The sequence below is a fragment of the Bradyrhizobium sp. SPXBL-02 genome (assembly GCF_051853065.1).
In the GTDB taxonomy this organism is placed as follows: Bacteria; Pseudomonadota; Alphaproteobacteria; order Rhizobiales; family Xanthobacteraceae; genus Bradyrhizobium.
In genome coordinates, this window is record NZ_CP182474.1 from 2786198 (window position 1) to 2799406 (window position 13209).

Sequence of the window (13209 nt, forward strand, 5' to 3'; positions counted from 1 at the left end):
AGTCAGGGGATCGGGTCCGGCGTCGCCGCGAGGCGGCACCGGACCCCCGGAAGGAGGCGCGGGATGACAGACCCACACGTCGCAAGTCACGAGCAGGGGGCCGTAGCGGCACGCCCGTCCACCGGCTTGCTGTCGCGGATCAATGCCCCCATCGCGCGCCTTGGCATGTACCTGTCGGTGACCGGCCTGCTTGTCATCGTCGCCATCGTCTTCTACCAGGTGTTCGGACGTTACGTGCTCAACTCCAGCCCGACCTGGACCGAGAATTTGGCACTGGTCCTGATCCTCTACGTCACGCTGATCGGCGCCGCCGTCGGCGTACGCGATGCCGGGCATATCGGCATGGACAGCCTGCTGGTCATGCTCTCGGATCACGTACGGGAGAAGATCGAGATCGTGATCCACGTTCTGGTCGCCGTGTTCGGCCTTGCCATGGCCTATAACGGCTGGATCCTCGGTGCGTCGGTCGGCACCGTGAAGATCCCCAATCTCGGTCTGCCCGAGGTGATCCGCTATGTGCCGCTGATCGCCTCCGGCATCCTGATCGTCTCATTCTCCATCGAGCACATCATTGCGCTCCTGCGCGGCGAAGAGGTCGTCCCGTCATGGAACTGATCATCCTCGGCGCCACCTTCTTCGGCTTCCTCATCCTCGGCGTGCCGGTCGCCTTCGCGATCGGCCTGTCGGCCATCTGCACCATCCTCTACGAGGGCCTGCCGGTCGCCGTCATCTTCCAGCAGATGATGTCGGGGATGAACATCTTCTCCTTCCTCGCCATTCCGTTCTTCGTCTTCAGCGGTGAGCTGATGCTGCACGGCGGCGTCGCCGATAAGATCGTGCAGCTCGCCAAGAACCTCGTCGGGCACATCCGCGGCGGTCTCGGCATGTCGAACGTGGTCGCCTGCACGTTGTTCGGCGGCGTCTCGGGCTCCCCCGTGGCCGACGTGTCGGCGATGGGCGCGGTGATGATCCCGATGATGAAGAAGGAAGGCTTCGACACCGACTACGCCGTCAACGTCACCACCCACGCCTCGCTCGTGGGCGCCTTGATGCCGACCAGCCACAACATGATCATCTATGCCCTGGCGGCTGGCGGCAAGGTCTCGATCGGCGCGCTGATCGCCGCCGGTCTCCTGCCGGCCCTGGTGCTGATGGTCTGCATGCTGGTCGCCGCCTACGCGGTCGCGGTGAGGCGCGGCTATCCGGCCGGCAAGTTCCCGGGCTGGGCCGAGGTCGTCCGCTCGCTGGCGGCCGCGCTGCCGGGGCTCTTGATCGTCGGCATCATCCTGGCCGGCATCCTGTCCGGCGTCTTCACGGCAACCGAATCGGCGGCCATCGCCGTCACCTACACGATCCTGCTGACCTTCTTCATCTACCGCACCATGACCTGGGGCAACTTCCTGCGCGCCGCCGCCAAGGCGGTGAAGACGACGGGGGTGGTGCTGCTGCTGATCGGCGTCTCCACCATGTTCCAGTACCTGATGGGACTTTACGAGGTGGCGGATCTCGCCGGCGCGATGATGAGCAAGGTGTCGACGCAGCCCTGGGTGATCTTCCTGCTCATCAACGTCATCCTGTTCGTGCTCGGCACGTTCATGGACATGGCGGCGACCATCCTGATCTGCACCCCGATCTTCCTGCCGATCGCGATGAAGGCGGGCATGGACCCGGTGCAGTTCGGCATGCTGATGCTGATCAATTGCGCGCTCGGGCTCAACACGCCGCCGGTCGGCACCACGCAATTCGTCGGCTGCGCCATCGGCGGCATCTCGGTCGGCGCGGTGATGCGCACCATCCTGCCGTTCTATGCCGCGCTCATCGCAGCACTGATGTTCGTGACCTACGTCCCTGCATTCTCGCTGTGGCTGCCGCGCCTCTTGATGGGCTACAAGGGCTAGCAGCACCAGGGAGACATTGTCAGTGACGGACTATCGCAAGCTCTTCGATCTCACCGGCAAGACCGCGCTCGTTCTCGGCGCCGCATCCGGCATCGGCAAGTCGTCGGCCGAAGCGCTTGCGGATCTCGGTGCCCGCGTCGTCTGCGCCGATCGTGCGCTCGACGCAGCGGAGGCGACCGCCGCCGGCATTCGCGACAAGGGCGGCTGGGCGGAGGCAGCGGCTTGCGACGCCGCGAGCGCCGCGGACGTCGACGCACTCGCGAAAACCGTGATGCAGAAATTTCCGCGGCTCGACATCGCCGTGACGACGCCGGGGCTCAACATCCGCAAGACCATCCTCGACTACACCGAGGAGGATCTCGACCGCGTCCTCAACCTCAACGTCAAGGGCACGGTCTTTTTCTTCCAGGCCTTCGGCCGCATCATGGTCGCGCAGAAGGGCGGCAGCATCATCGCCTGCTCCTCGGTGCGCGCGGTGACCATCGAGCCGGGCCTCGGCGTCTACGGCTCCACCAAGGCGGCGATCGGCCTCCTGGTGAAGGGCTTTGCCTCCGAGGTCGGGCACGCCGGCGTGCGCGTCAACGCGATCGCGCCGAGCATCGCCGAGACCGCGCTGACCGGCCCGTTCAAGCAGCGCCCCGACATCTACAATCTCTACGCCGGCCACACCGTGTTCAACCGCTGGAGCAGCGCCGACGAGGTCGCGACCGCCGTCGCCTATCTCGCCTCGGACGCCGCGAGCTATGTCAGCGGCAGCACGCTGTTCGTCGACGGCGGCTGGACCGCCGTCGACGGCCCGCCGACCGGTCTCACCCAGTTGCACAAATAGCGAAAGGCGCAGCTCGGGTTGTACGTAGCGCGGCCAATTGGCTGGGCTTCCTTCGCAACCGCAGCAGGAAGCTCCGGCGCGCGCCTTGATCAAATCGCATGGGGCTTGCCGGATAAATGCGCTCGGCTGGGCGGTATTTTGGTGTTACGAACTGGGACATGAACCAGCACGCCAAGATCGACACGAAGATCGAGATCCGCCATTCGACCTGCCCGCATGATTGCCCCTCGGCCTGCGCCCTCGATGTCGAGGTGGTCGACGGCCGCAGCATCGGCCGCGTCCGCGGTTCGAAGAAGCAGACCTACACCGCCGGCGTCGTCTGCGCCAAGGTCGCCCGCTACGCCGAGCGTATCCATCACCCCGAGCGGCTGATCTATCCGCTGCGCCGAACGGGCCCGAAGGGCTCGGGGCAGTTCGCGCGGATCTCCTGGGATGAGGCGCTGGACGAGATCGGACACCGCTTCAATGCGGCCGAGCGCGAGTTCGGCGCGGAGTCGATCTGGCCCTATTACTACGCGGGCACGATGGGTCTCGTGATGCGCGACGGGCTCAACCGTCTCACCCATGTGAAGAAATATTCGCGCTTCTATCAGACCATCTGCGCCAATGTCGCGCGCATCGGCTTTGCGATCGGCACCGGTAAGATCGCCGGCGTCGACCCGCGCGAGATGGCGCTGTCCGATCTCATCGTGATCTGGGGCACCAATCCCGTCAACACCCAGGTCAACGTGATGACGCACGCCTCGCGCGCCCGCAAGGAGCGCGGCGCGAAAATCGCGGCGGTCGACATCTACGACAACGACACCATGAAGCAGGCTGACATCAAGATCATCCTGCGCCCCGGCACCGACGGCGCCTTCGCCTGTGGCGTCATGCATGTCCTGTTCCGCGACGGCTATGCCGATCGTGCCTACATGGACAAATACACCGATTGCCCGGCCGAGCTCGAGGCGCATCTCAAGACGCGCACGCCGGAATGGGCCTCGGCCATTTGCGGCGTCCCGGTGTCGGAGATCGAGGCGTTTGCCAAGGCCGTCGGCGAGACCAAGCGGACCTTCCTGCGCCTCGGCTACGGCTTCACCCGCTCGCGCAACGGCGCCACGCAGATGCATGCGGCGCTATGCATTCCCGCGGTGACCGGCGCCTGGCAATATGAAGGCGGCGGCGCCTTCTTCAACAATTATGCGCTGTGGCATTTCAACGAATCCATCATCGAGGGCCACGACGCCATCGACAAGTCGACGCGCGCGCTCGACCAGTCGCAGATCGGACGCATCCTTACCGGCGATGCCGAAGCTCTGCAGGGCAAGGGCCCGGTCAAGGCAATGCTGATCCAGAACACCAACCCGATGACGGTGGCGCCAGAGCAGGCGCTGGTCCGGCAGGGCTTTGCGCGCGAGGATCTGTTCGTGGCGGTGCATGAGCAGTTCATGACCGAGACGGCGCAGATGGCCGACATCGTGCTGCCGGCGACCATGTTCATGGAGCATGACGACCTCTATTACGGCGGCGGCCACCAGCACATCTCGGTCGGGCCGAAGCTGATCGACCCACCCGGCGAATGCCGCTCCAACCACGAGGTGTTGCAGGCCCTGGCGCCGCGGCTCGGCGCCAGGCATCCGGGCTTCGAGATGAGCCCGCGCGAATTGATCGACGCCACGCTGCAGCTGAGCAATCACGGCGACATCGCCGGCCTCGAAGCCGACCTCTGGCGCGATCTGCAGCCGGATTTCCGCACCTCGCATTATCTCGACGGCTTCGCTCACGCCGACGGCAAATTCCATTTCAAAGCCGACTGGGCGCATCCGCCGTTCGGCCAGCTCATGGGCGATGTCGACAAGATGCCCGATCTGCCGGATCATTGGGCGGTGATCGAGCACACCGACCAGGCCCATCCGTTCCGGCTCGCGACCAGCCCGTCGCGCAGCTTCCTCAACACCACCTTCAACGAGACGCCGTCCTCGCAGGCACGCGAGGGCAGGGCCAGCGTGATGATCCACCCGCTCGACGCGGCCGCGCTCGGCATCGCCGATGGTGATGCGGTGACGCTCGGCAACGGCCGCGGCGAGACCACGCTGATCGCGACGCTGTTCGAGGGCGTGCGGCGCGGCATCCTGATCGCCGAATCCGTTCATCCCAACAGTAATCACATCGGCGGGCGCGGCATCAACGTGCTGACGGGCGCGGACACCATCGCGCCGATCGGCGGCGCGGCGTTCCACGACAACAAGGTCTGGATCAGGAAGGCGGCCTCAGCTCAGGGCGCGCATTCCGTCACGCCGTAGCCTGCGAATTCCTTCGCGATGTTCGGGTTCATCGACTTCGCCTGCGCGATGTCGGTGGCGCCGTCGCCACCGCTTCTGCGCGCGGCGATGCCACGGCCGAACAGCGAGGATGAGGAGCGCGGGTTGCGCTGGATCGCGTCGGTATAATCCTTGATCGCTTCGGCATTGCGTCCGAGCTTGAGGTTGACGAGCCCGCGGCTGTCGAGCGCGTCGCTCAAGCCGGGATCGATCTGGAGCGCCAGATTGCAGTCGGCGAGCGCGCCTTGCAGGTCGCCGGTCGCAGCCCGGGTCCAGCAGCGATTGTTCAAGGCTTCCGCGTCCTTGGGCGCGCGGCGGAGCACCGCGTCGAAATCCTGCATGGCGAGCGCATAGGCGCGCTTGATCGCGTAGACTTGGCCGCGCTTGTAGCGCGAGATGGCATCGTTGGCGTTGGCGGTGATCTTGCGGCTGAGATCGGCGAGGACGGGATCTCGTGCCAGCTCGTCCGCATTCGGAGCAGGCTCCGCCTGGGCCACCTCGCAGACCGGCTTCTGCGGCTCGATTGTCTGCGCCTCCGGCTTGGCCGGAGCCGTGTCGTCCCGCGGCCGCGTCGCCGGGCTTGCGAACGAGAAGTCCGTCGTCAGCGAGGAGGACAGCCAGGGCACTTGCTCGCGGTTGGTGGCGGCAACGACGCCGTTCTTGGTGTTGGTCAGGGCCTGCTCGGCGCTGATGTTCGGCGCGCGCATTTCGCGCAGCAGCTCGGCGACGAACAGGCTGCGATCGGTCTTGCCGCTCGCCGTGACCGCGCCGAGCGCGGCGGAGTAGAGCACCAGCGAATTGCTCGGTGCGATCGCCGGTGCCAGGCCGGCCGAATAGCGGCGGAAGCGCCGCTCGAACGGGTTGCGGCGGGAGGCGTCGATCAGCGCGATCTTGATCGCGGCACCGCGCGTGTTCATCTCGGCGAGGATGGCGTCGAGGCCGAAGCCGTCGCGCGAGACGTCCGGCTCGGTCCAGATCTGGGCGTCGACCGGCAGCAGATAGGTCTGACGATTGGACTGGATGGCAAAGCCGTCGAAAAAGATCAGCGCCACCGCGCCGCGCTCGATGCGGTCATAGAAGCGGCCCAGCATCTGCCGCATGGCATCGCCGGTGATATTGCTCTGCCTGTCGACGACAAAGCCGCTGCGCTTCAACTCCTCGGCGACGTCCTGGGCATCGTTGGCGACGTCGCTGAGGACGAACTCATTGTCGGGATATTTCGCGTTCCCGATCACCAGCGCGATCTTCGCGGCGTCGGCCGCAGGACATGCGGCACCGCCGCTCAGCACGACCAGTCCTGCCAGCAACAACATGAATGCGGCACGCATGAAATGGCTCATCGGTGATCAAATCTCCGGTCAGGATAGCGCGCGCAAGCCCCAATTCAATCGCGAAGCGAAGTTGCGCCCACACGCTATGGTGACGCGACCTTGCAGATTGCCCTTGCGCGCGCGGCCCGACCTGCCGCAAATGGCTGCAAAACGGGACCAAGCAAGCGAGCATGCCATGACCGACCCCACAGCTGTCATCACCGAGAAGCGCGGGCAGGCGTTCTGGATCACCATCAACCGGCCGGAGAAACGCAACGCGCTGAACGGCGAGGTCATCGCCGGCATCACAAGAGCCTATCGCGATGCGCATGACGACAAGGACGTCCGCGTCATCGTGCTGACGGGCGCGGGCGACAAGGCGTTCTGCGCGGGCGCCGACTTGCAGAATTCCGGCGCGGCTTTCGCGATGGACCATTCCAAACCAAATGTCGACTATGCCGATCTGTTACGTTTGTCACAGAACGCCACCAAGCCGGCGATTGCGCGGGTGGGCGGCGTCTGCATGGCCGGCGGCATGGGCCTGCTGTGCATGACCGACATGGCGGTTGCGGCCGATCACGTCGTCTTCGGTCTGCCGGAGGTGAAGGTCGGCGTGTTCCCGATGCAAGTGCTGAGCCTGCTGCAGCGTATCGCTCCGCCTCGTCTCGTCAACGAATGGGCGCTCACGGGCGAGCCGTTCGACGCCAAGGCCGCGCAGGCGGCGGGGCTGCTCAACTATGTCGCGCCTGCCGCCGAGCTCGATGCCAAGGTCGACTGGCTGATCGGCCGCATCGTCGACAAATCCCCGACCGCGATCCGCCGCGGCAAATACGCCATGCGCGCGATCGCCTCGATGTCGTTCGACGAGAGCATTGCCTACACCGAAAGCCAGATCGCGCTGCTCGCGATGACCGAGGACGCCAAGGAAGGCCTGAAGGCGTTCAGCGAGAAGCGGAAGCCGGTCTGGACGGGGAGGTAGGAGGCACCGCTCTTGTGTCCCGGACGCGCTGCAACGCATCAGCGTTGCTGCGCAGAGCCGGGACCCAGGGCGGCACGGACCCGTGCAGCGACATGGGCCCCGGCTCTGCAGCGCACCGCGAAGGGCGCTGCGCTGCGTCCGGGGCACGAGAGTGTGCGACCATCAGTTTGTAGGGTGGGTTAGCGTCAGCGTAACCCACCACTGTCTGTTTCCGTCGAGGCAGAAGCGGTGGGTTACGCCCTGCGGGCCGCGCTTTGCGCGCCCACAGTGCTAACCCACCCTACGGCACCTCACCCCGCGTTCGCCTTCAGCCCCGCCGCCTGGATGCCCGCCACGGCGCAGGTCTCGTCATTGTCGGACGTGTCGCCGGAGACACCGACCGCGCCGAGCAAGGTCGTGCCGTCCATGATCAGCACGCCGCCGGGGACCGGCACCAGTGCGCCCTTGGCGATCGTGTTCACGGCATCGATGAAATAGGCCTGCTCCTGCGCGCGCTGGAACAAGGCGCGCGAGCCCATGCCCATCGCGAGGGCGCCATAGGCCTTGCCATGCGCGATCTCGGCGCGCATCAGGCTGGTCCCGTCCTGCGCGGCTGCGAGCTTGAGCACGCCGCGCGCGTCCAGGATGGTGACGACCAGCGGCTTCAGCTTCAGCTCGCCGGCCTTCGCGAAGGCGGCGTCGAGGACCTTGCGGGCGGTGTCGAGGGTGAGGTCAGCCATGGCTGGTTTCCTTTGCAGCTGGAGAGGTGGCATTGGTTTTGGCGCGATCGAGGCTCATGGCCAGCACGCGCGCGACGTGAAGCGCCTCGCGCTTCGTGCCGTCGTGGATCTGATGTCGGCATGAGGTGCCATCGGCGACGATGAGCGTATTCCGGTCAGCCTTCCGCACGGCGGGCAGCAGCGACAGCTCGGCCATCTCGATCGAGGCATCGTAGGTATCCGCACCATAGCCGAACGCGCCCGCCATGCCGCAACAGCTCGACTCGATGGTCTCGACCTCAAGCCCCGGGACGAGGCGCAGCACCTGCTCGACCGGCTTGAAGGCGCCGAAGGATTTTTGATGGCAATGGCCATGCACGACGGCTTTGTCGGCTACGCCGCCGAGCGGCAGCTGCAGCCGGCCGGCCTCGGCCTCGCGCACCAGAAACTCCTCAAAGGTCAGCGCATGGGCGCCGACCGCCTTGGCGTCGCTGTCCTTGCGCAGCGATGCGAGCTCGTCGCGCAGCGTCAGGAGGCAGCTCGGCTCGAGGCCGACGATCGGCACGCCACGCGCCGCGTAGGGCGCGAAAGCCGAGACCAGCCGGTCGAGCTCGGCTCTGGCTTCGTCGACGAGACCAGCCGAGAGGAACGTGCGGCCGCAGCACAGTGGACGGCTGCCGCTCGCAGGTCTTGGTAGATGCACGCGATAGCCGCCAGCCGCGAGCACGCGCAGCGCCGCGTCCAGGTTCTCGCGCTCATAGATGCGGTTGAAAGTGTCAGCGAACAGCACGACCTCGCGCCCCGTCTCCGGGCCAACACTTTCGGAGGGCGGCACGAACACATCGCGGCGGAAGGCGGGGAGCGCCCGACGCGCGCTGATGCCGGCAAAGCGCTCGAACAGCTTTCGCAGCAGCGGGCTGCCGTTGCGCAAATTCGCGATTGGCGCGAAACGCGCGGCAAGGCCGGCATAGCGCGGCAGATATCCGACCAGCCGGTCGCGCAGTGTCAGGCCGTGCGAGGCGGCGCGCGCCGCGAGCACCTCGATCTTCATCTTGGCCATGTCGACACCGGTCGGGCATTCGTGGCGGCAGGCCTTACAGGAGACGCAGAGTTTTAACGTCTCCATCATCTCGTCCGACGACAGCGCATCGGGGCCGAGCTGGCCGGAGATCGCAAGGCGCAGCGTGTTGGCGCGGCCGCGGGTGACGTCTTTCTCGTTGCGCGTGGCGCGGTAGGACGGGCACATCACGCCGCCCTCGAGCTTGCGACAGGCGCCATTGTTGTTGCACATCTCGACCGCGCCCTGGAAGCCGCCGCCGGCGCCGGGATAGGCGGACCAGTCGAGTTTTGTCTTGAGCTCCGCGACGCGATAATCCGGCTTGAAGCGGAACAGCGAGCGGTCGTCCATCCTGGGCGCATCGACGATCTTGCCGGGATTGAGCACGCCGGCGGGGTCGAAGCGCTGCTTCACCTCCCTGAAGTCGGCGACGAGACGCTTGCCGAACATGCTCTCGTGGAATTCCGAGCGCACCAGGCCGTCGCCGTGCTCGCCGGAATGCGAGCCCTTGTACTCGCGCACCAGCGCAAAAGCCTCCTCGGCGATGGCGCGCATCGCCTTGACGTCCTTCTCCAGCTTCAGGTTCAGCACGGGGCGCACATGCAGGCAGCCCTCCGAGGCGTGCGCGTACATCGTGCCGCTGGTGCCGTGCTTGGCAAACACCTCGTTCAGCCGCGCGGTGTAGTCGGCAAGGTGCGGCAGCGGCACGGCGCAGTCCTCGACGAAGGAGACGGGCTTGCCTTCCTGCTTCATCGACATCATGACGTTGAGGCCGGCCGCGCGGAAATCGGCGATGCCGCTCTGCAGCGCCGGCTCGGTGATCTCCACCACGCCGCCCCATTTGCGCGTGGCGTTGTTCCAGCCAAAGCCGAGATCGCCCATCAGTTCACCGAGCTGCCTGAGGCGCACCAGATTGTCGGCCTGATCTTCTTCGGCGAATTCGACCACCAGCACGGCATCCGGATCGCCCTTGATCGCCGCGGAGATGATCGGGCGAAACATCGCAATGTCGCGGCCGAGCGCGATCATGGTGCGATCGACCAGCTCGACGGCAATGGGCTTGAGCTTGACCAGGTGCTGGGCCGCGTCCATCGCCTCGTAGAAGCTGCCGAAATGGCAGACGCCGAGCGCCTTGTTGCGGATCACGGGCCACAGCCTCAGCTCGACCTTGGTGGTGAAGGCGAGGGTGCCTTCCGAGCCGACTAGGAGATGCGCCATGTTGTTCGGCGCATTGCGCGGCACCAGCGCATCGAGATTGTAGCCGCCGACGCGCCGCTGCACCTTGGGAAAGCGCGCGGCGATCTCGTCGGCCTCGCGGGTGCCGAGGTCGAGCATGTCGCGGAACAGCGCACGGGTGCTGTCGCCGGCGTCGAGATCGGAGAGATCGCGCGAGACCTCGCCAAAGCGGCTCAGCGTGCCGTCGGCGAGCGATGCCTCCATCGACAGCGTGTTGTCGCGCATGGTGCCGTAGCGCAGGCTGCGGCCGCCGCAGGAATTGTTGCCGGCCATGCCGCCGATGGTGGCGCGCGAGGCCGTGGAGACGTCGACCGGAAACCACAGGCCGTGCTTTTTGAGCTGACGGTTGAGGTCGTCGAGCACGATGCCCGGCTCGACCACGCAGGTGCGGCCTTCGACATCGAGCGACAGGATCTGGTTGAGGTGTTTTGAGAGATCGACCACGAGGCCGTCGTTGACGGTCTGGCCGCATTGCGAGGTGCCGCCGCCGCGCGGGGTGACCTTCAGTCCCTCGTCGCGCGCGATCGCCAGGGCCCGCAAGGCCTCGTCCATGGACTTGGGGACCACCACGCCGGATGGCATGATCTGGTAGAACGAGGCGTCGGTGGCGTAGCGGCCTCGGCTGAAGCCGTCGAACAGGACGTCGCCGGTCAATTCCGACCGCAGGCGCCGTTCGAGCGAGGAGGCGTTCGTCATCCCTGATCCCGGACTGACCCGGCGAGGCTCAGCCTCGCTGAGTTATTCATTACGATTCCTGACCGCTTATATTGTGAATGCAAAATGAGCAAGCCGGGCGCCTTCAAGGCGACGCCGGCGCGCCCTCTTGGGGCTCGGTCAGGTGCTCGATCGCGGCCGTCCGCTTGTTGCGCAGATGCTGGAACAGGATGTCGCTGAGCTCGCTACCGGCGCGCCGGCGCAGTGCATCGAGGATGGCCTCGTGCTCGCGCATGGCTTCCGCCCAGCGCTGCCGCTTGCGGGCGAAATTGGCGGAATAGCGGACGCGTCGGATCCGGCCGGCGAAATTGGCGTAGGCAATCTTCAGCGTCTCGTTGCGCGCGGCCGCGACAATGCTCTCGTGGATGCGCTGGTTGGCCTGGAAATAGCCGTGCATGTCGCGATGCAGATAATGGCCATACATCTCGTAATGCAGCTGCTCGATCGCCGTGATTTCCGCATCCGTGATGGCTTCGCAGGCGAGGCGCCCAGCCAGGCTTTCCAGTCCCGCCATGACGTCGAACAGTTCTTCCAGATCGCGCTGGCTGAGCTGGCGCACCCGTGCGCCGCGGTTGGGTAGTAGCTCGATCAGGCCCTCGGCGGCGAGCACCTTGAGCGCCTCGCGCAACGGCGTGCGGGAGATGCCGAGCATCTGGCAGAGCTGCCGCTCGGGAACGCGCGCGCCTTCGGGAATATTGCCTTCGACCACGTAGTCGCGCAGCCGCAGCAGGATCTCGCCATGCAGCGAGGCCTCGTGACGGTTTTCCTGGCGATCGCCGGTGCCGGCGGGCGGGGTGATCGGAACCCCGGTGTCGGGAATCGTGGATTTCATTTGCAGCACAGTAGTTTGCCCGATGGGTCGCGTCGACGCTTCGCAATCGAATACCAGATTTCGATTGAATGGACAAAGAATGAATGCAAAATAGCCGATAGAGCCGGCCATAACCCGCCGAAAGGGAGCTTTTCATGCCTCAGGGACGCCATTTCCTGCAGATTCCGGGCCCGAGCCCGGTCCCCGAGCGCGTCCTGCGCGCGATGGACATGCCCGTCATCGACCACCGCAGCGCCGAATTCGGCGAGCTCGGCCGGACCGTGCTCGAAGGCAGCCAGAAGATCTTTCAGACCAAGGGGCCGGTGGTGATCTTCCCTTCGTCAGGGACCGGCGCCTGGGAGGCTGCGATCGTCAACACGCTGTCGCCAGGCGACAAGGTGCTGATGGTCGAGACCGGCCACTTCGCCACGATGTGGCGGCAGATGGCCGGCCGCTTCGGCATCGAGGTCGATTTCGTCCCGGGCGACTGGCGCCGCGGCGCCGATCCGGCGGTGATCGAGGCCAAGCTCTCCGAGGACACCGCGCGCACCATCAAGGCCGTCATGGTCGTGCACAACGAGACCTCGACCGGCGCGACCAGCCGCATCGCCGAGATCCGCGCCGCTATCGACCGCGCGTCGCATCCGGCGCTCTTGATGGTCGACACCATCTCCTCGCTCGGCTCGGTCGACTATCGTCATGACGAGTGGAAGGTCGACGTCAGCGTCAGCTGCTCGCAAAAGGGTTTCATGCTGCCGCCCGGCCTCGGCTTCAACGCGATCTCGGAGAAGGCGCTGGCTGCATCCAAGACCAACAAGATGCCGCGCTCCTATTTCGACTGGGAGGAGATGCTCAAGCCCAACGCCAAGGGCTTCTTCCCCTATACACCCGCGACCAATCTGCTCTACGGCCTGCGCGAGGCGATCGCGATGCTGCTCGAGGAGGGGCTCGACAATGTTTTTGCGCGGCATCAGCGGCTCGCCGCCGCGACGCGGGCCGCCGTCAATCATTGGGGCCTCGAAGTGCTCTGCCAGGAGCCTTCGGAGTTCTCGCCGGTGCTGACCGCGGTGCTGATGCCGCCGGGGCATGATGCCGATCAGTTCCGGAAAGTCGTGCTCGACAATTACAACATGTCGCTCGGCTCGGGCCTGTCGAAAGTTGCCGGAAAAGTCTTCCGCATCGGCCATCTCGGCGAATGCAATGCGCTGACGCTGCTCGGCGCGCTCACCGGTGTCGAGATGGGCCTGTCGGTGGCCGGCGTGCCGCACCGCTCCGGCGGCGTCGATGTCGCCATGAAGCTGCTGGAGCAGCGCCCGCAGGGCAATGCCGGCCCGCACCTGAAGATCGTCGGCACCTAAAGGTGGTCCGCCATCC

Annotated in this window: 10 protein-coding genes; 6 read left to right on the forward strand and 4 right to left on the reverse strand. The window is 65.9% G+C overall.

What is annotated here, in order from left to right:
* Positions 1-63: 63 nt before the first annotated feature.
* The 4 genes from ACNJYD_RS12640 to ACNJYD_RS12655 all read left to right on the forward strand — a co-directional run bounded on the left by ACNJYD_RS12640 (position 64) and on the right by ACNJYD_RS12655 (position 5012).
* Positions 64-615 (forward strand): TRAP transporter small permease, encoded by a 552-nt coding sequence (locus ACNJYD_RS12640; protein WP_172785409.1) that lies wholly within the window; start codon positions 64-66, stop codon positions 613-615.
* Complete coding sequence (locus ACNJYD_RS12645) at positions 606-1898, forward strand: TRAP transporter large permease (RefSeq protein ID WP_172785408.1); 1293 nt, start codon at positions 606-608, stop codon at positions 1896-1898. The genes ACNJYD_RS12640 and ACNJYD_RS12645 overlap by 10 nt, the downstream gene beginning before the upstream one ends.
* 22 nt (positions 1899-1920) lie before the next feature.
* Positions 1921-2727 (forward strand): SDR family NAD(P)-dependent oxidoreductase, encoded by an 807-nt coding sequence (locus ACNJYD_RS12650; RefSeq protein ID WP_439366541.1) that lies wholly within the window; start codon positions 1921-1923, stop codon positions 2725-2727.
* A 158-nt stretch (positions 2728-2885) separates the two neighbouring features.
* Positions 2886-5012, forward strand: coding sequence for a molybdopterin oxidoreductase family protein (locus ACNJYD_RS12655; RefSeq protein WP_439366542.1), 2127 nt, complete (start codon positions 2886-2888; stop codon positions 5010-5012).
* Here ACNJYD_RS12655 and ACNJYD_RS12660 read toward each other — a convergent pair.
* A complete protein-coding gene (locus ACNJYD_RS12660) occupies positions 4985-6358 on the reverse strand; it encodes a caspase family protein (protein ID WP_439366543.1) in 1374 nt (457 codons plus the stop codon). The genes ACNJYD_RS12655 and ACNJYD_RS12660 overlap by 28 nt on opposite strands.
* Before the next feature lie 178 nt (positions 6359-6536).
* Between ACNJYD_RS12660 and ACNJYD_RS12665 the strand changes: the two genes are divergently transcribed.
* Positions 6537-7319 carry an enoyl-CoA hydratase/isomerase family protein gene (locus ACNJYD_RS12665; RefSeq protein ID WP_439366544.1) on the forward strand — a complete coding sequence of 261 codons (783 nt, stop codon included), beginning with the start codon at positions 6537-6539 and terminating at the stop codon, positions 7317-7319.
* 290 nt (positions 7320-7609) lie between these two features.
* Here ACNJYD_RS12665 and ACNJYD_RS12670 read toward each other — a convergent pair whose 3' ends face one another.
* From ACNJYD_RS12670 to ACNJYD_RS12680, 3 genes are all read right to left on the reverse strand, one after another.
* The gene (locus ACNJYD_RS12670) at positions 7610-8038 is read right to left on the reverse strand and encodes a GlcG/HbpS family heme-binding protein (protein ID WP_439366545.1); all 429 of its coding nucleotides are present in this window, start codon (positions 8036-8038) and stop codon (positions 7610-7612) included.
* Entirely contained in the window at positions 8031-11006 is a 2976-nt protein-coding gene (locus ACNJYD_RS12675) for an FAD-binding and (Fe-S)-binding domain-containing protein (protein ID WP_439366546.1), read from the reverse strand. Before ACNJYD_RS12675 ends, ACNJYD_RS12670 begins: the two co-directional genes overlap by 8 nt.
* A 103-nt stretch (positions 11007-11109) precedes the next feature.
* A complete protein-coding gene (locus ACNJYD_RS12680) occupies positions 11110-11856 on the reverse strand; it encodes a GntR family transcriptional regulator (RefSeq protein ID WP_212255471.1) in 747 nt (248 codons plus the stop codon).
* Between the two features lie 134 nt (positions 11857-11990).
* On the opposite strand from ACNJYD_RS12680, the gene ACNJYD_RS12685 reads away from it, so the two are divergent.
* Positions 11991-13193, forward strand: a complete 1203-nt coding sequence (locus ACNJYD_RS12685) for a pyridoxal-phosphate-dependent aminotransferase family protein (protein WP_172785399.1) — start codon at positions 11991-11993, stop codon at positions 13191-13193.
* The last annotated feature ends 16 nt before the right edge of the window (positions 13194-13209 follow it).